Here is an 18856-nt window from a genome sequence, read left to right as displayed (position 1 = left end):
GGCCACCCTGGTCATGGCCTGGATCGAGCGCGATCTGGTACACCATCCGGATTGAGTTAACACCAGGCCTGACCAAACTTCTGACCGGGTGCTTAGGGGAGTCCTGGGTTGACGGTCAACCGGAGGGAGTTCTTCCGCCTGCGGTTCTACAGGTCCGGGTAGGGGAACCGGTCTTCGGTGAGACTGGCGCAACGGTATCACGGTCAACATATTGCCCCTGCAGGAGCTTGAATTGAGGCCTGCGGTTGGGATGTTTGATGTGGTTGATGAGTGTTCTCAGCGCCGTCTCAGTGACGAGTTTCACGTCGTTCTGCAAGGCTGAAAATGGCATGTAGAGTGCATCGGACATCTGTTTTTCGCATGAGACCACGACAGAATACTGCTGCGGAACAGGTATGTTGTTGGTCTCCAGGAGATGGTGGAAGACCAGGATGGCAGACTCGTTCTGAATGACATACGCGGTTGTTTCGGTCTGCGTGGACAGGATGTCAGCAACTTCATTTTCGATGTTTTCCGCATCGGTGGTGCATGTGCGGATGCTGAGAGCGAGGTGAAGTCGTTGCGATGTCCTTTTGGCCGATTGAATGAATCTGAAGGTGTCGTTGAGTTTCTGATCCAAGATGGGCTGGGGGAGAGTGATCAGGCAGATATTAGTGTGACCTTCTGATGCGAGTTTTCCGATGATGCTTGAAGCGGCATGCCCGAAATCAGTATCAACCACGTCCAGATCCATCCAATCATCCGGAACACCCAGACAGACGGTCGGTATTCCCGACTTGGCGGCGAATGGGATTCGGGGGTCTTGTCGGCGAACGTCCAGAAAGATGAGGCCATCGGCCTTGTGGGATTGGCAGACGTTGGCTGTTGCTGTCCCATCCGGGTCATTGACGATGAGCATATCGTATCCGGCATTGGTTGCGGCTTTGGAGAGCCAGTTGATGTAAGTCCCTCTAGCCAGCTCGAAGTATGCTCCTTGCCGGTTGCTGGTAATGACCCCTATGGTGTTCGTTTTGGAGGTTGACAGGCTTTGGGCGGAGTGATTGGCCACATATCCCAACTTGTCCATGGCCGCACGAACCTTGGCCTCGGTTTCTTTCGATACTGGCCGGAAACCTGTAAGCACAAAGGAAACGGTTGTTTTCGAGACACCGGCCTCTTTGGCCACATCATTGATGGTGGACACTGTGCCGTTCCTTTCAACCATTTCGGGATCATCCCTCATGATATCCCGGAGGCTTAGATAAATCCTGATCCAGCGTGGAAGAACGCCTTGTTTCCCGTAGTTGATTTGCGGGAAGGATGAGTGCGGTATATAGTGATGTAAACCGGTTTGTAAAACCGGTTTACATAGTGGTTGCAGTACGCAGGCATCCACGATGACGACTGAGCGGAATACTCAAGGAGGAGTTTATATGCGACGTATAAAGACGGCGATGGTCAAGACGATGGCGCTTTCATGCGTTTGCGCAATGGCTGTTGGGGTAAGTGCTTGTGGTTCCTCGTCACAAGAGGCCAGCAAGGATGACAAGACCATTCAGTTCTGGGATGACTGGACGCGTCACACCAATGGATCCGAGTTCGACAAGCTGGTCAAATCCTGTGCTCCGGAGGGATACACCATCAAGCGCCAGGCCATTGCCACTTCCGACTTGTTGAATAACTTGACCACTGCTGTCAAGGAAGACAACGGTCCGGATGTGGCAGTGATCGATAACCCCATGATTCCCTCGGCAGTGGATGCTGCCCTGGTGGCAGGCGGGGATGAGACCGGTCTGAAATCGACTGGCTATGACACCAACCTCGAGGCGCCGGGCATTGTGAATAAGGTGACATACGGAGTGCCCCTGGGGGGCTCCAATACGCTGGGTCTCATTTATAATCCCAAGATTGTCGGTGAAGCCGGGGTTGACGTTTCAAGCATCAAGGATTGGGATTCGTTAAACAAGGCGATTGAAGCGGTGGTCGCCTCCGGGCACAAGGGGATTGCCTTCTCCGGAATATCCGGCGAGGAAGGCGTATTCCAGTTCCTGCCTTGGTTCTGGGGTGCAAAAGGAAACTTGAAGCATACGGATTCACAGGCACGAACTGATGCGGAGAATCTGCTGTCCGGTTGGATCCAGAAGGGCTGGGCGCCTAAGTCCGCAACCACCGATACGCAGTCCGCCGCATGGGATCTTTTCCTTGCCGGAGATTATGGCTTCGTTGAGATAGGAACCTGGATGCAGGCAGAGGCTGACAAGGCGAATGCCAAGATGATTCCGATTCCCGCCAAGGATGGCGGTGTGGCCCCGGTCCCGACCGGTGGAGAATTCGCCATGGTGGCAACTCACAAGAAGAATGCCAAGGAACATTATGACAAGGCCGTAAAGGTCATTTCCTGCCTTTCCCAGCCTGAGAAACTCCTCAAGGTAAATAATGCCTTGAGCAACCTGTCCGCCAAGAAGAGCGTGCGTGATCGCCAAGTCAAGGAGAACGCCGGCCTTGCTCAGTGGGAGGCTTCAATTGAAAAGGCGCAAGGGCGCACCTCTGACCTCGGTCTCAAGTATGAAGAGACCTCTGCGTCCCTGTCCGAGTCTCTGTTGGCTGCCTTGAACAAGCAGTGAAGTGACGTGATGATCCTCGGCAATGCAAGACAGTTACAGATCTTGCATTGCCGAGGAGTGAACTCTGAAAGGCAATACGTGAGAGGGACTCCATGAAACGCAAAGCTAGTGAAATGACTGCGGTATCGACACAGCCGGATGGTCGACGCGGCATGCTTGACAGGTTAAATGGGCAGATGGCAGCAATCGGTTTCGTGTTGCCGTTGATTATATATCTGCTGATCTTCTATGCAGCGCCGCTCCTTCAGAACATGTCGATGAGCCTGCATCGGTACACCAGACGAACCTTCGTTACAGGAGATGCTCCCTTTGTCGGTTTGGACATCTACCGCGAGGTCATCGGCTCATCGGAATTCTGGCCTGTGGTTCTGCAGACCCTGATTTTCGTCGTGGTATCTCTGATTTTCCAATATGCCATCGGTCTTGCCCTGGCGGTCTTCTTTAACGACAACTTTAAGTTGTCGGGGCTTCTGCGTGGCATCATGCTGATTCCCTGGCTCCTGCCCCTGATTGTTTCGGGAACAACATGGCAATGGATGATGAATCCTGACAGCGGAATTCTCAACAAATTCCTGGGTCTGTTCGGCATCAATCCGATTTGGTGGTTGCAGGCCGATCACTCGCTCTGGGCGGTCATCATCGCCAATATCTGGCTGGGGATTCCTTTTAATCTGGTTATCCTGTATTCAGGACTGCAGAATATCAGCGCCGACCTGTATGAGGCCGCCGCCTTGGATGGTTGTAACGCGTGGAATCGTTTCTGGAACATTACCTTCCCGCTGTTGCGCCCGGTCACATCCATCACCCTGTTGCTCGGTTTCGTATACACCTTGAAGGTCGTGGATGTGATCTGGGTGATGAGCATGGGCACAGGTAGTTCGAAGACTTTGGCGACTTGGGCTTATTCCATGGCCTTCGGTAAGGGGACATCGGCCACGATCAAGTACTCCCAGGCGGCCGTCTTGGGCAGCATCCTGATACTGGTGGCTCTGATATTCGGTTTCATCTACCTGCGGGTGCAGAAGGCTCAGGAGGAGAACTGATGATGCACAGACATTCCGGTCTCAAGACCGCACTGGGGATATTCTTCACGGCCATCATGCTTTTCCCTGTTTACTGGATGGTCAATATCTCTTTCACGGCAAAAGGTTCCATCAGATCCGGTGACGTGATTCCCATGGACTTCACGCTGGATAATTACGCCAGGGTGCTCGATATCCAGCTACCCAACCTGGCCACTTCAATCGTTCTGGCTCTGTGCTGCGTGATTCTGACCCTGGTCATAGCGCTGCCCTCAGCCTATGCCCTTTCGCTGTTGCGTGTCCGGGGTTCCAGAGTAATCAGCTTTCTGTTGATTGTGGCACAGATGATTCCGGCCGTGGTCATCACCCTGGGGTTCTATGAGATCTACAACAAGGTTGGTTTGCTTGATACGATTCCTGGACTGGTGCTTGCCGATTCGACCATAGCCGTTCCCTTTGCGGTCATGCTTCTGACGTCCTTTATGGAAAGTATTCCGAAGTCTCTCTTGGAGGCTGCAGAAGTGGATGGTGCAACAAGGCTGAGGCGGTTCACCAGCATCGTGATACCGCTTTCGCGCAATTCCATAGTTACAGTCAGCCTGTTCGCTTTCCTGTGGGCGTGGTCGGACTTCCTCTTCGCCAGTACTCTGGATGGTGGAGGCAGCAGGCGCCCGATTACCCTGGGGCTCTATGCCTATATTGGAGCCCAGACGCAGGAATGGGGGCCGATGATGGCCACTGCCGTTCTTTCATCGATTCCGGCGACGATATTGCTGGTCTTCGCCCAGAGGTATGTGGCGGCAGGGGTTACGGCTGGGGCCGTTAAGGACTGAGACTGCGGAACCACGAAGGAAGTCACAAAGGAGACAAGGTGTACGAGGATTTTCAAATCGGACCGGATTATCTGATCTGGACCGGCGACGGAGAGACGCTCCGTATCGAAGCTTGGGGACGGAACAGTATTCGGGTGAGGTCCACCCGTAACGATGCCTTCAATCCCCACGAATGGGCTCTGCTCCCCAAAGACAAGGTGATTGAGGCGAATCATCGGACAATGACCTACCAGAATGCGGGTGAGGAGGCGGCTGCTGATTCCTGTCATACCAGCTTCGACCAGGATCGGGGAGAAGCGGAATTGACCAACGGTTCAATCACCGTGAAAGCTTGCTCATCGCATCATCATGTTGGCAGCGCCGGCTACGAGGTGTTCGGATGCGAACTGAGTTTCTGGAACGACCAGGGGCGATGCCTCATGCGCGAAACCCCAGAGGGCGGCTCCTTGATGCTCAAAGCCAGGCAGTATGAACCCATAGCCGGCGGTAGTTACAGCCTCGAGGCATCATTCGTCTCAGTTCCGGATGAGCACTTGTATGGCATGGGGGAATACCAGCAGGATAACTTGGACATCAAGGGCTGCACTTTCGAGCTTGCTCATCGTAATTCCCAAGCCAGCGTACCCTTCGTTGTATCTTCAGCAGGTTATGGCTTCCTCTGGCACAATCCCGCCGTCGGCAGGGCCACTTTCGGGAAAAACAGGACAGAATGGGAGGCACGATCCAGCGATCAAATAGATTATTGGATTACCGCGGGTGATACCTTTGCACAGATTGAGTCGCAGTATGCAGACGCCACCGGTCATGCCCCGGTCATGCCCGAATGGGGGCTTGGATTTTGGCAAAGCAAGCTGCGGTATTGGAACCAGGATCAGGTGGTGAAGGTTGCTCGTGGTTTCAAAGACAGGGGCATACCGCTGGATCTTCTGGTGGTCGACTTCTTCCACTGGCCACATATGGGGGACTACCGCTTCGAAGATGAATTCTGGCCGGATCCAGCGGCTATGATCGAGGAGCTGGACAAGCTGGGCATCAAACTCATGGTGTCTGTATGGCCACAGGTTTCGATAGCATCCGAGAACTTTGTAGAAATGAAGAAGCGGAACTACCTGACCAGCACAGAGTCCGGACTGAACTTGGACATGATGTTCGAGGAACCAAGCGTCAATTACGATGCGACCAACCCCGGCGCCCGGGATTTCGTATGGAACCTTTGCAAGGAGAACTACTGGGACAAGGGCGTACGGGCCTTCTGGCTCGATGAGGCCGAACCGGAATATGGAGTATATGATTTCCGTAACTATCGGTATAGCCTGGGCAGCGATCTGAATGTGGGCAATATATATCCGCAACTCTACAACAAGGGATTTTATGACGGTCAGGCAGCTGAGGGAGCAGAAGGCGAAATTGTCAATCTGACCAGATGTGCCTGGGCCGGTTCGCAGCGGTATGGATCGCTTGTTTGGTCGGGTGATGTCGGCTCGACATTCGATGATATGCGCTCGCAAATTACCTGCGCCATACATATGGGGATGGCCGGCATTCCTTGGTTTACCACGGATATGGGCGGTTTCCACGACGGCATTGTCGATACGGGCGGTTTCCGTGAGCTTCTTTCCAGGTGGTGTGCCTTCTCTTGCTTCCTGCCAGTAATGCGCAATCACGGTGACCGCAGTCTTCATTCCGTCGACGGCAAGGAGAGCGTAACGACAGCTGATGGGCAGCACCGTTCGCCTTCGGGTGCTGACAACGAACCTTGGAGTTATGGGTTACAGGTCGAAGAGGTCTTCCGCAAGTTCATCAAGGTCAGAGAAGCGATGAGGCCCTATACTCGCAGTCTCTTCCATGAGGCCCACAAGCTTGGTCTTCCTCTTGTCCGAGGACTTTTCTTCGAGTTCCCCGAAGATACGAGGGCGGCGGATATATCGGATGAGTACATGTTCGGCCCTGATTTGCTGGTTGCTCCTGTTGTCGAAGCAGGTGCCGAGGTAAGGGAAGTCTGGCTGCCGGGTGATAAGAATCTGCACTGGCTTGATTTGCATACAGGTGAGGAGTTCCACGGTGGTCAGGCAGTTCAGGTCCGTACCCCGATTGACGTTATTCCGGTCTTTGCCCGTAACGGGAAGGATCATGGGCTCCAAGGGCTAATCTGAGTATTGCTTATGTCCCTTATTGCCTTGAGGCGCACAAGGCGCGCGAGGCCATATTGTCCACCACCTGCTGATCGGAATAGCGACCTGGATATGAACAATAACGGTTTTGGATATTCAGCAGGGGTCCAAACCGGAAACACATATTTCGTGGTGTTTCCGGATTGGACCCCTATGGTGGACTGGCCTTTAAGTATCAACGGACGAGTGGATTTGCTCTGCGCTTATCCGCCGTCTGTGAATAATCAGATCTGCACGCTTGCGTCGTGAATCAACGTGGGGAGTGATCCGGCCTGAATAGGGTTCCCACGGGTAGGGCGGGCGATTCATTCCTATGGTGATGCTCCGGCTGGTTGTAACCGTTGCGCAGTCCCGAAACCTTGCAAGGCTTCAAAGCCGGCCAGAACACATACCACTAGTTCTGGCTGTTGAATTCTGCCGTGCAGTCGACCGGACCGCACGAGATGGTCTGATCGCCCCCGGTAGATATACCGATTGCGGATGGGGGAAGCCCCAAGGTGTTCGTTTTCATCAGCCCACATGTGGGCGAGACTGGTGGCCTGCTTCAGGAGACCAGCATGGGGGTTACCCGACCGATAGACCGTATATCGTTGTGGGACTCCTCAATGGTCAAGGCCTGGGTGCTTTTTCCTTTCTCTCGGAATAACCGCCTGCGTTGATGCGGCCAAGAGTATTCGACCTGCTTACCTCGGTTATACACAGAGCAACGACATAAATACGACCAAGCAGATCGGGTCGCAGAAAGAAGGAGCCCCCCCCCCCACCGGGCCAAGGGTTTTCCGCCTCTGCATATACTTCCTATTGGCAGGCGGGGGGGGGGCGTTAGACGCAGAGACGACTGAGCGTCTAGTCTTTCCCGGAATTCGCTGAGGGATCGGTACTCGTCAGCTGATCCACTCCCAGCTTCTTCTCGGCTTCGGCCATCAGCATCTCGGGGGTCTTGCGGGTGCCGTTTTCTTCGGCGTCCTTGATGATGGTCTTGACGTCCAGGTCCGGATTCTGGTCCTGGGTGGCCACCAGGTCGCGGGCCTCCTGGCGGTTGAGGACCGTGGGCATGGTGCCCGGCATGGGCTTGCGGGCGGTCTCGGCAAGGAAGAGGACGGTCACCAGGCCACAGGTCGAGGTGAACATGATCCAGTAGGCGGGGGCCAGGCTCTTGCCGGTGGCTGCAACCAGGGCCTCCATGATCAGGGGCGCTGTTCCTCCGAAGACGGCAACCGCCAGATTGTAGGAGAGCCCCATACCGCCGTACCGCGAGGCTGTGGGGAAGAGGGCCGGCAGGGTCGAGGCCAGGTTGGCCACAAAGAAGATGACCGGTATGGCCAGAAGGACCAGTCCGGTGAAGACCGCGCCAGTGGTGTCCCGTTCCAGGATCTTGAAGGCCGGCAGGGAGAGGCAGAGGCCGGTGACGGCGCCCATGAAGAGGATCTTCTTTCGCCCGAAGCGGTCGGAGAGCGCCCCGGTGATGGGAATGCAGAAAGCCACCAGAAGGAGGACCGGCAGGGAGAGGAGGTTGGCCTGGGCCGTGTTGTAGTGGAGGGTGCCCGTCAGGTAGGTTGGCATGTAAGCCGTCAGGGTGTAGCCAAGGGTGTTGGCCGCGGCCACCAGGATGAAGGCCATGACCAGTTCCTTCCAGTACCCACGGATCAGGTCGATCAGGCCCTTATGTTCGCTCTTGGTCTTCTCGGCCGTGGCGGCTTGTGCCTGCTCAAAGGCCGGGGTGTCCTGCACCTTGGCCCTGAAGTAGACGGCAATGGCCGCCAGGGGGAGGGCGATGATGAAGGGGATGCGCCAACCCCAGGCCAGCATGGCTTCGGGCGAGAGTTGGAACTCCAGAAGGGAGACCAGGCCCGCGCCGAAGGCATAGCCCAGGTAGGAGCCCACGTCCAGAAGAGAGGCGAAGAAGCCGCGGTGCCGGTCGGGGGCATACTCGGTGACCATGGTCGATGCACCGGCGTATTCACCGCCGGTCGAGAAGCCCTGGACCAGTTTGAGCAGAATCAGGAGGATGGGAGCCAGCGGGCCCACGGCCGCGTATCCGGGCATGATGCCGATCAGCAGGGTGGCGGCCGACATGCTCAGGAGGGTGAAGGCCAGGATCCGTTGGCGGCCCAGCTTGTCACCCAGCTGGCCCAACACTATGCCGCCCAAGGGGCGGGCGATGAAGGTCACGGCGAAGACGCCCAGGGAGAAGAGACGTTGGATGGCATCCGATGCGTCGGAGAGGAAGACCCGTCCGATGGTCACAGCCAGATATCCGTAAACCCCGACATCGTACCATTCCATGAAATTGCCGACCGCCGTGCCGGCGATGGCCCGCTTCAGGGTTGACGCATCTACTACGTTGATGTCGGTGAGATGCAGACGCTGATTCCAGGTCCGGTGTGGACGCTGGTTGTGTTTCCGGGACCTGCGTTTGACGGTGGTGTCGGCCTTCCCGTCCTTCCCGGTCTGCTTCGGTTCACGCTTCTTATCGGAACTGGTATCAGAAGCGTTTCCGTCGGTTGAACTTGTTTCCGTGTGTGCCATATATTCCTTCTCCGGCTCCTGGCCGTTGTGTGTATCGAGGGTCTTCGTATGCCCCAGTAGTCTCCCATCGGATCGTCTTCACGAAAATGTCATAAATAACCATCGTATCACTGTGGCGTTTTTGAGCCATTTGAGAGTGAGCCCCGCCTGTGGGGAAGGCCATCCAGCGGGGCCATGTGCGGGCGGATTAGTGCCGTGAATTTCTCTGGTCAGGAGGTGCGCCCTCTTCAGTTTCCGTCCCAGGGTGGCAGGACCCTGCAGGGCTTCGGACTGGTGACGCGACGCGTTATCGCCCGGGCGCCTGCCTTGATGATGGGCACATAGCTCTCCAGCTGATGCTCGCTGGCGTTGACCACGATGCCGATTGCGGCGATTACCGACCCGGTTTTCCCGAAGATGGGAGAGGCGACCGAATGGACGGCAGCATCTGGGACCTTCAGAAGGGCGACCTGCTGGTGCCGAATGCGTTCCAGATCCCGACGAACCAGACCAGCTGGGGGCCTGGGCGTCTGCCAGGTGGGCCAGGTGAATTGCTCATCATTCAGGATGAGGTCGATTGTTTTCGTGGAGGCATAGGCCAGAAGGGTCCTGCCCACGGCCGTGGGCACCAATGGAAGGCGATCGCCGATATGGTAGTAAATCGGTAACTTGTGTTTTCCTTCCCGCCTGTCCAGTACGGTCATCTCCAGACCGTCCAGGGTGCCCAGTTGTATGTGTTCGTCTGTCATGCTGGCCAGTTCGTCGAGGATCGGTGAGGCCAGTTCCCTGATGTTGAGCATGGGTTGGGCGTATTGGGCGATTTCCATCAACCGGGTGCCGATCGAGTAGGCTCCGAACCGGTCCCGCGTCAGGGCCTGGTTGGCGGTCAGCTCTTTGAGCAGCCTGCTTGTGGTGCTGGCTGGGAGGCCGGTGCGTCGCATGATCTGGGTCAGGGTCAATGTCGGTTGTTCGGATGTGAAGCAGTCAAGGATGGCGAAAGCCCGCTTAAGCACACCACGTCGCGGGACTTTGCCGGAATCTTGAGTTGCTGCCATAGCCGTATGCTCCCATATCCACTATGTGAAATGCTAATGAATGGGCATAGGGCTCTCCAATGACTTTTCCATTGAGTGGAAGTTGAGTTCTCGACCGGGTCCAGAGGCGGATAAAAACAATAACGCCCCTGGTGAAGTCGGAATCGGAAGGAGCGCTTGGCGAGTTTCCGTGCGAAGCCGCGTCGGATGAATCCTCGCCGAGTATCCCCGTTCGGATGCGCCAAGGGGAATACAGGTTTTTACAGTCCAAAGGAGGACCAACATGACTGAACAAGACAGTCAGACCCTTGAGGCCGGTGGTCAGACAGACCACGATCCGGGCTACCTGCCGCCCGAGTACCCCAGCCCTGGCAGGACCATCGCATTGGTGCTGATCGCTGCTGTCGGCTTGTACATCATGTGCATGAGTCTGGGAACGGCACTTTCCCTGCGCGTGGCAGCCGTCATGCCCGACCAGAAGGATGCCGTTTACAGTCGTATAACCTCGGTGGGCTCCCTGCTGATGCTGTTCGTCATTCCCCTGGTCGGAGGTCTTTCCGACAGGACCACCAGCAGGTTCGGCCGCCGCCGTCCCTGGATTGTCGGTTGCCTCCTGGTTTCGTTGGTGACCGCCGCCTTGGTGGGTCTGTCCGATAACGCCTGGGTGATGGGTGCCGCTTACGTCATTTCGGTTGTGGCCATGCAGGCCGGTTTCAATGCCTACTCGGTCATTGCCGTTGAGGGTGTGCCGGAGAATCGCCGCGGCACGGTCATGGGCCTGATGGGTCTCTTTGGTGCCCTCGCCTTCTCGGCAGGTACCTACCTGACCGGTGCCCTGGTCGGTAATGGTCTCCTCCTGATGACCGTACCTATCCTGCTGGGTTTGATCGCCTCAATTCCGCTGCTCCTCATGTACCGCGATCCGGTCAAGGACCGCAGCGAGGTTCCCCCGCTCAGCGTGAAGAAGCTCTTCGGTGGATTCTTTGTTAATCCCCGGAAACACCCGAATTTCGGATGGACCTGGTTGTCCCGCTTCCTGGTGGGCCTGGCCATGGCCTCCATGCAGACCTATTTCGTGTATTACCTGATTTCCGGCCTGCACACCCCCTTGAACCAGGTGGGCAACAGGGCGGGTCTGCTCACCCTCTGCTCGGCCCCCATCTCGGTCATCTTCTTCTCCTGCTCCGGTTTCCTCACCGATCGTCTGGGCAGGAAGAAGCCCTTCGTGATCGCGGCCGCCGTTATCATGGCCTTTGCCCTGATTCTGGCGGGCTCCTCCCATAGCTTCACCCAGTTCCTGGTTGCCTGGGAGTTATTCTGTGTGGGCCAGGCCATGTATCTGACTGTCGATCTGGCTCTTTGCGCCGCGGTTCTTCCCGAGAGCAAGGACGCCGGCAAGGACATGGGCGTCTTCGGGTTGGCCCTGAACGGTGCCAATGTTCTGGTTCCGGCGGTGGCTCCCTTCATCATCAACACTGCAAGCGGCAACAACTACCCCCTGCTCTGGCTGATTGGTGCGATACTCAGCCTCTGCAGTGTTCTGATCATGCCGCTCATTAAGGGTGTCAAGTAGGATGCCGAAGCGACGGGAAGGTAGGCGGCCATGACATCGGTGGTGGTTTCCAAGGCGCGTTTTGGCTTGCACCAAGCGGGTGAGCAGGTTTTGGGGTATGAGGATGCAAGGCCCTCCCTGTCCTGGAAGGTTCTTTCGGCTCCCGAGGGTTGGGAGCAGACCAGGGCCCAGGTGGAGATCGCGTCGGGGCGTACCCAGACGGAGGTATGCGACCTGGAGGGTTCCAATCAGGTCTGTGTGGCTTGGCCAGGCAGTCCCCTGGGCTCGCATCAGGCCTGCCGTGTACGGGTCCGGGTCGCGGGTGGTGATGGGGTCTGGTCGGCCTGGTCGGACCCTGCCATGGTGGAGACCGGTCTGCTCGACAACGCCGACTGGGGCGGCCGTCCCATTACCCCCGATCCTGCAGTCGGTCGTGAAGAGGCCTCTCCCATCATGGTGCGTGATTTCATGGTGGGGGAGGACTGCGACCTGGCTCGCCTGGATCTGACCGCAGGGGGTATTTTCGTGGCCTATCTGGATGGGCGCCGTGTCGGGTCCGACCAGTTGGCCCCGGGGTGGACCGATTACCATCACCGTTTGAACGCCCTGACCTATGACCTGACCCACATGCTGACACCGGGTCGGCATGAGCTGGCGATCATTCTGGGCAATGGCTGGTACCGCGGGCAGCTTTCGTGGACCTGCCGTACCGACGTCTACGGGAGTGCTCTCTGGGTCCTGGCCAACCTGCTCTGGCATGACAGGGATGGGGAACATACTCTGGTGACGGATCAGGCCTGGACCTGGCGTCCGTCCTCGATCCTGGCCAATGACCTGTACGATGGTCAGACCCAGGATATGCGTTTCCCCCTTCTGAATCCCCAGGGACAGGCCCATCACGTCCGTGAGCTCCCCATGCCGTCATCCCGAATCAGGCCCCAGGAATCCGCACCGGCCCGGATCGTCGACCGTCTGCCCGGACAGGAGATCATCGTCACCCCCTCAGGGAAACGAATTGTGGATTTCGGACAGAATCTCTCGGGCTGGGTCCGCATGCATGTCAGTAGCGGACATGCCGGTCGGCGTGTGGTCCTGAAGCATGCGGAGGTCCTGGAGAAGGGCGAGCTGGGCACACGGCCCCTTCGCAATGCCAGGGCGACTGATTGTTTCATCCTCTCCGGTCAGGAGGAAGACCTGGAGCCGATGTTCACCCAGCATGGCTTCAGGTATGTCCAGGTGGAGGGGATTGACGATTTCCGGGCAGAGGACCTGCAGGCCTGTCTGGTTTCGGCCCGGATGGAGCCCCTGGCCACCTTCCGGTCCTCGGATGCCGATCTGAATCGCCTGTTCCAGAACGCCCGCTGGTCCACCATGGATAACTTCATCACCGTGCCCACGGATTGTCCGCAGCGTGATGAACGGCTGGGTTGGACGGGTGATATCGCCATGTTCGCACCCACCGCGCTCGACCTTTTCGACGCCGGCGGTTTTCTCTCCTCCTGGTTGGTCGATATGGCCCAGGCTCAGGCGCAGGATGGCGGTATCCCGGTGGTGGTCCCCGATGTGCTGGACGGCCCCAAGCTGACCTGCGGATGGGGTGATGCGGCCGTGCTGGTGCCCTGGGCCGTTTACCGCTCTACCGGGGATGCCGGTGTGCTACGCCGTTTCCTGCCGATGATGGATGGGTTCGTAAACGGGGTGGCGGCTCGATGCGGCGACTCCTACCTCTGGCGGGGAGGTTTCCAATTCGGCGACTGGCTGGATCCGGATGCGCCGCCGGACAACCCCGGGGGTTCCAAGGCCGATCCCGATGTGGTGGCTACGGCCTACTTTGCCCATTCCACCCGCCTGGTGGCTCGGGCCCATGCTGCCCTGGGGCAGACGGATGAGGCCAAGCGGTATGACCGGCTGGCCGACAAGGTGGCTCAGGCTTTCCGCCACGAATACGTCACCGACAATGGAGCCATCCTCTCCGATTGCGCCTCGGTCTATGCCATGGCCCTGGTCTGGGATCTTCTGGAGACCCCGCAAGAGCGAAAAGGTGCCGGTGACCGGCTGGCGGACATCGTGCGGGTCAGCGGTTTCCGCATCTCCACAGGTTTCCTGGGGACCCCCCTGGTCTGCCCCGCCCTGGTCAAGAGCGGGCATCCTCATCTGGCCGTCCGTCTTCTGCTCCAGCGTCACTGCCCGAGCTGGCTCTATCCAGTGAGCATGGGTGCCACCACCATCTGGGAACGTTGGGATTCCATGCTTCCTGACGGGTCCATCAACCCCGGGGAGATGACCTCATTCAACCACTATGCCCTGGGAGCCATCGTTCATTGGATGCTCGCCGGACTGGCCGGGGTGGCAATGGAGGAGCCGGGGTGGCGGAAGGTCCGCATCGCACCGGTCTTCGATGCGGCCCTGACCGGTATCGACATGAACCAGCAGACCCCGTACGGGTTGATCGCCCTGTCCTGGCGAATGGATGCGGATACCGTCCATCTCGACTTGGATATACCGGTCGGTGTCGAAGCCAGGGTGTCCCTGCCAGGTGAGGAGGAACGCGCCTGGACGCATGGGCACCATTCCTGGGACCTGCCCAGTAGCCAGGTCTGCCCCGGCCCGGGACCGATTCGTACCATCCGTGACCTTATCGATTCGGATGAGGCCATGGCCGGTCTGGTCCAGGCGCTGACCGCCTCCGGGTCGCCCATCTATCAGGGTGATCAGGCGGATGTCGCCTTCACCAAGGCTGCAAAACCTTGGTTGGGCGCAAGTCTGGACCTCCTGCCCGAGGTCGCTTCCCAGCAGGGGTACGTGCCTGGGGCCGGCGACATCGTCGAGGCCTGCAAGAGGTTTCTGTCCGAAAGAACCACAGGCGAAACCGCATCGTGCGGTTTCGCCGACAAGAAATAAGACCCAATCTGTTGCCAAACAAAAAGGAGCAATCACATGACAGCAATTCTGCCCGATCATTTTCTGTGGGGTGCCTCGACCGCTGGGCACCAGGTGGATGGCGGCGATACCGCAGCCGATACCACCTTCCTGGAGGGCGTGACCCCCAGCGTCTTCAAAGAGCCTGCCGGCAAGGCCTGCAACAGTTGGGAGCGTTGGGAGGATGACCTCGACCTGGTCAAGAAGATAGGTCTGAATTCCTACCGCTTCTCCGTGGAGTGGGCCCGGATCGAGCCCGAAGAGGGGAAGATCGACCAGTCCGCCCTGGACCACTACGACCGGATGGTTGACGGCTGCCTGGAGCGGGGCATTGACCCGGCCATAACCCTGTGCCACTTCACCATTCCCAGCTGGTTTGCGGCCAAGGGCGGCTGGCTGAACCATGATGCCCCCTCCATGTTCGCCGACGAGTGCGTACGTGTGCTGGATCGTATCGGTGATCGTGCCGTCCTTGCCGTCACCTTCAACGAGCCGGATCTGCCCCGTATCCTAGACAATGGCAGTCTGCCCCAGGAGGCGGTCGACCTGCAGCGTGCCTGCATCGATGCAGCCACCAAGAAGGCCGGCGTTGAGCGGTACCGTTCCGGTAACGTCGTCATTCCCGAAGAGGTCACCCAGCTGGAGTACGGCTTCATTCGCGCACACCGCACAGCCGTTCAGGCGGTGCGTTCCGTCTGCCCGACCCTTCCCGTGGGCCTCTCCCTGGCAGTCATCGACGAGAGTTACTCGACCGAAAGGGGCAAGGAGCTGGCCCTGGCCAAGCGTGAGTCCTGCTATGGGCCCTGGGCTGCAGCAGTACAGGGTGACGACTTCGTGGGTGTGCAGAACTACGAACGTGAGGTCTTCGATGACAATGGGCCGATTCCGGCTCAGCCCGGCGAGGATGTGAATGAGAGCGGCTCCCCGCTTCATCCCGAGTCGCTGGCCAACTCCGTGACCTACATCCATCATCTGACCGGTCTTCCCGTTGTCGTGACCGAGCATGGCGTCTCCACCCCGGATGACGACCTGCGCTGCCGATTCATCAAGGCTTCGATTCCGCCCCTGGTCGAGCTGGTCCGTGACAATGTGCCCGTACTGGGATACTTCCACTGGTCGCTCATGGATAACTACGAGTGGATCAGCGCCTTCGACGTTCACTTCGGGCTGTGCTCGGTTGAGCGCGAGAACGGCACCTACGACCGCAAGCCCAAGGGAAGCGCCGCGGTCTACCGCGACATCGTGGCCTCCACTGTCCTCTGACGGCCGTTAGGACTCGCGAAAAACCAATGTCGAGTTCCACGGATTTCCCGTGGGAAGCCTGTGGAACTCGACATATAGGTAGAGCAGCCTGATGACTCTCAGGCTTTCAGGAAGTCGGGGTTCTCGAACTCGGGATTCGGATACTGGTAGAAGCCCCGGCCTGTCTCGATGCCAACCGTATTCGCGTCGATCATCTGTTGGATTTTGTCCAGGAACGGCTGGAAATCAGGGTTGCTGCCCTGCTGTTCCGCTGTGATATTGAAAGCGGTGCGCAGCCCAACCGTATCGAAGATGCCGAAGGGGCCGGTGGAGGCTCCGGTGGCGATCATCCAGGTCCTGTCGATGGTCTCCGGGTCGGCGATGTCGTGGCCCCAGAGGTAGCCTGCCGCGTTCAGAAGCGGAATCAGCAGGGTGTTGAGAACGTAACCGGGTTGCTCCTTCTTGAGGATGATCGGAACCATGCCGATCTCCTCGGCGAATTCGACGACCGTCTGGAAGACCTGGGGGTCGGTCTGGTCGGTGCCCATGATTTCCGCGGTGTTGTAGAGCCAGACCTTGTTGGCGAAGTGGAGGTTGAGGAACTTGTCTGGTCTGCCGGTGTCCGGCGCGAAGACGCTGGGTACATAGGTCGATGAGTTGCTGGCGAAGATGGTCCCTGCCGGAGCCAGTTCGGCCAGATTCCGGTAGAAGTCATGCTTGATGGTCGGTTTCTCCGGCACGGCTTCGATGACGAGGTCGGCATCTTTGACGGCTTCGGCCATATCGGCTGTGTAGGTCAGATTCTTCAGACCGGCGTCGAACTGTTCCTCGGTGGCATCGATGTCGTGCTTATAGGCATCCCACCTGGCCCTGATGCGCTTCTCCGCTGCTGCAACGGCGTCGTCATTGATATCGTAAACGGTAACTTTCTTGCCCTTGAAGGCTGATTGGAAGGCGATCTGGCTCCCCAGCACACCACCGCCGGCCACTGTGACTTTCGCAATGTTCGTCATGAGGAATCTCTTTCTTGGTTGGTACCCCCCGTTGGGTACACCAACAATGATAGTGGTATTCCAGATTCGAATAATCATCGCATTACCTTGGAAATCCGCTGTTTTCCAGTCTTTTGAGAGTATCGCAGGCGATTATATGTAGCATTTATCACACATCGGCACGGCTGATCGTGGCCGGGTTCACAGAATCTGGCAGAATTCGATTGTTTCCCTGTTGGGCCCGAAGATGTTGAAGTAGCGGATGCCCTTGTCCCAGAAAGCGGGAATGGACTGGATGCCATCCTCCTTGATCTCCAGTCCCAACTCCTGGGCGTTCCTGTAGGCGGCCTCGATATCCGGGGCATCCAAGGCCAGGTGGTTGATGGCTCCCGTCATCATGGGGGCCTCCTCCCCCTCCCAGGTTTCAATGGTCAGATGCCCGTACCGCAGGAAGGCGCAGCGGTTTTCCCCATTGGGGAAGATGCCGGCCACCTCGAAGCCGAGCTTCCGAGTGTAGAAATCGATGGTCTCATCCAGATTCCGGGCGATTATGCCCGAGTGCTGAAGGTCTGTGGTGAATGCGGACATGGGTTGCATGGGTCACTCCTTTGCATGTGCGCACGTGTTGCGCGGCAGCCTGATGCTTTTCAGGATACTGCTGCACGGCCGGACCGGAAGTACTCGGACAGGGTAAGTCCGCATGCTGGATGTTGATTGTGCGGAAGCCATCTGGTGCTCTAGCATCGTGCCCATGAAGAAAACGACATCACGGCAGGTCTGGTTGCCCAAGGGTGTCTTTTTCTATGTCGATGCTCGATGGTGTTGATGCTTCCGGCCTGAAGGGCCAGAACCGGTTCGGTTCTTCTTCTATTCGCATATCCGCCTCATTTCTTGAGACCCCTTTTCTCCTCATTTGCGGGCATGACCTATCCGATGATTCATCCCCTGGAATGCCGTATACCTGGCTTGGTCTGGGTACGTTCGGCACCGGGTGAGGGCTCATTCCCGTTTTTCGAACCGCAGCATCCGACAAAGGAAGTATCGGTATGACCATCAACGCAACCATGGAATCCCGTCAGTTCGCCAGCGACCTTGACGCCCTGGCCATCTACAGGCGTCTGCGGACCAGGTACCGGGAGGACCAGCTCTTCCTTCTGGAGTCCCTGAGCGGCCCAGACCCTGACCGGAACCGCTCCGTGATCGGCTTCGAGCCCATCCTGACCCTAAGCGTGACGGACCGTGTCATGACCATCGACCCCCTGGGCAATAGCCGGCTGACCAGCGTCCTGGAGCCCTTTGGACAGATTGAGCAGGGGGTGATTCGCCACCCGGTCCCCGATATCCAGGAGGTCTTCGCGGTGCTGAGACGGATCGAGTCCTCCTTCATCATCAGCGGTGGCCATGCGGGACCTTTCGGGATGGGCTGGTTCGGCTACTTCGGGTATGACACCATCTTCATGATTGAGGACCTGGAGGAGCGCATACCCAGGGATACCGCCCTGCCTGTCATCTCGCTGACCCTCTATCGGGGGATCATCAACCTGGACCTGAAGGCCGGCGGGCATTCCGCCACCGTGATTCACTTGGATGACGGCTCTGGCGAGCGGGGCGGAGAGGAGGGTTCCTGCAATGGTCAGCATGACGATGGCCGCGCCACGGAGAGTGATGTGGATGGCCGCAATGCTGTGGTGGCGTGCGACGGATTCGATGCGCAGACCGGCAGGGAGGATTCCGGTCGTGAATCCTATCTGCTTGAGGACGTACTGGGATTGCTCCAATCCGATGCGCTCGCTGAAGAAATCGCGGGCGCGCGTGATTCCGGGCGCGCCGGGGTTGCCGATTCCGGTTTGACGAATCATGCGGATTCGGATGGGATTGGGCCCGACTATCCATACAGTGCCCATGACACGATAGGTCGGGACCGCTTCTATCGGTGGTTTACCAAGGGCAAGGAGCATATAGCCCAGGGCGATGTGTACC

13 protein-coding genes are annotated in these 18856 nt (G+C 58.0%); 8 read left to right on the top strand and 5 right to left on the bottom strand.

Annotated elements, in window-relative coordinates:
* Positions 1 to 115: 115 nt before the first annotated feature.
* Positions 116 to 1183: a LacI family DNA-binding transcriptional regulator gene (locus Q0K62_RS06800; protein ID WP_297317222.1), complete on the bottom strand. Its 1068-nt coding sequence runs from the start codon at positions 1181 to 1183 to the stop codon at positions 116 to 118.
* 229 nt (positions 1184 to 1412) lie between these two features.
* Here Q0K62_RS06800 and Q0K62_RS06795 point away from each other — a divergent pair, with 229 nt between their 5' ends.
* The 4 genes from Q0K62_RS06795 (at position 1413) to Q0K62_RS06780 (ending at position 6611) form a co-directional block, all read left to right on the top strand.
* A complete protein-coding gene (locus Q0K62_RS06795; protein WP_297317221.1) occupies positions 1413 to 2603 on the top strand; it encodes an extracellular solute-binding protein in 1191 nt (396 codons plus the stop codon).
* Positions 2604 to 2695: 92 nt separating this feature from the next.
* Entirely contained in the window at positions 2696 to 3646 is a 951-nt protein-coding gene (locus tag Q0K62_RS06790; RefSeq protein ID WP_297317220.1) for a sugar ABC transporter permease, read from the top strand.
* Entirely contained in the window at positions 3646 to 4458 is an 813-nt protein-coding gene (locus tag Q0K62_RS06785; protein ID WP_297317219.1) for a carbohydrate ABC transporter permease, read from the top strand. The genes Q0K62_RS06790 and Q0K62_RS06785 overlap by 1 nt, the downstream gene beginning before the upstream one ends.
* A gap of 38 nt (positions 4459 to 4496) precedes the next feature.
* Complete coding sequence (locus Q0K62_RS06780; RefSeq protein ID WP_297317218.1) at positions 4497 to 6611, top strand: TIM-barrel domain-containing protein; 2115 nt, start codon at positions 4497 to 4499, stop codon at positions 6609 to 6611.
* An 864-nt stretch (positions 6612 to 7475) separates the two neighbouring features.
* On the opposite strand, the gene Q0K62_RS06775 is transcribed toward Q0K62_RS06780, so the two are convergent.
* Together Q0K62_RS06775 and Q0K62_RS06770 are read right to left on the bottom strand one after the other, a co-directional pair.
* Positions 7476 to 9158: an MFS transporter gene (locus tag Q0K62_RS06775; RefSeq protein WP_297317217.1), complete on the bottom strand. Its 1683-nt coding sequence runs from the start codon at positions 9156 to 9158 to the stop codon at positions 7476 to 7478.
* 227 nt (positions 9159 to 9385) lie between these two features.
* Positions 9386 to 10192, bottom strand: a complete 807-nt coding sequence (locus Q0K62_RS06770; RefSeq protein ID WP_297317216.1) for an IclR family transcriptional regulator — start codon at positions 10190 to 10192, stop codon at positions 9386 to 9388.
* A gap of 262 nt (positions 10193 to 10454) precedes the next feature.
* Between Q0K62_RS06770 and Q0K62_RS06765 the strand changes: the two genes are divergently transcribed.
* Genes Q0K62_RS06765 through Q0K62_RS06755 form a run of 3 tightly spaced genes read left to right on the top strand, consistent with a single transcriptional unit; the run spans position 10455 to position 15905 of the window.
* The gene (locus Q0K62_RS06765; protein ID WP_297317215.1) at positions 10455 to 11744 is read left to right on the top strand and encodes an MFS transporter; all 1290 of its coding nucleotides are present in this window, start codon (positions 10455 to 10457) and stop codon (positions 11742 to 11744) included.
* Positions 11745 to 11774: 30 nt separating this feature from the next.
* Complete coding sequence (locus Q0K62_RS06760) at positions 11775 to 14624, top strand: alpha-L-rhamnosidase (RefSeq protein WP_297317214.1); 2850 nt, start codon at positions 11775 to 11777, stop codon at positions 14622 to 14624.
* 36 nt (positions 14625 to 14660) lie between these two features.
* Positions 14661 to 15905 (top strand): family 1 glycosylhydrolase, encoded by a 1245-nt coding sequence (locus Q0K62_RS06755; RefSeq protein ID WP_297317213.1) that lies wholly within the window; start codon positions 14661 to 14663, stop codon positions 15903 to 15905.
* A 98-nt stretch (positions 15906 to 16003) separates the two neighbouring features.
* On the opposite strand, the gene Q0K62_RS06750 is transcribed toward Q0K62_RS06755, so the two are convergent.
* Positions 16004 to 16897, bottom strand: coding sequence for a 3-hydroxyacyl-CoA dehydrogenase (locus Q0K62_RS06750; RefSeq protein ID WP_297317212.1), 894 nt, complete (start codon positions 16895 to 16897; stop codon positions 16004 to 16006).
* Positions 16898 to 17077: 180 nt separating this feature from the next.
* Entirely contained in the window at positions 17078 to 17473 is a 396-nt protein-coding gene (locus Q0K62_RS06745) for a VOC family protein (protein ID WP_297317211.1), read from the bottom strand.
* A gap of 449 nt (positions 17474 to 17922) precedes the next feature.
* Here Q0K62_RS06745 and Q0K62_RS06740 point away from each other — a divergent pair.
* Positions 17923 to 18856: hypothetical protein (locus tag Q0K62_RS06740; RefSeq protein WP_297317210.1), on the top strand; the 934-nt coding region annotated here is incomplete at its 3' end.

This window comes from uncultured Bifidobacterium sp. (assembly GCF_945269915.1).
GTDB lineage: Bacteria > Actinomycetota > Actinomycetes > Actinomycetales > Bifidobacteriaceae > Bombiscardovia > Bombiscardovia indica.
Note: the sequence above shows the minus strand (reverse complement) of the source record. Positions and strands in the feature narration are given on the sequence as shown.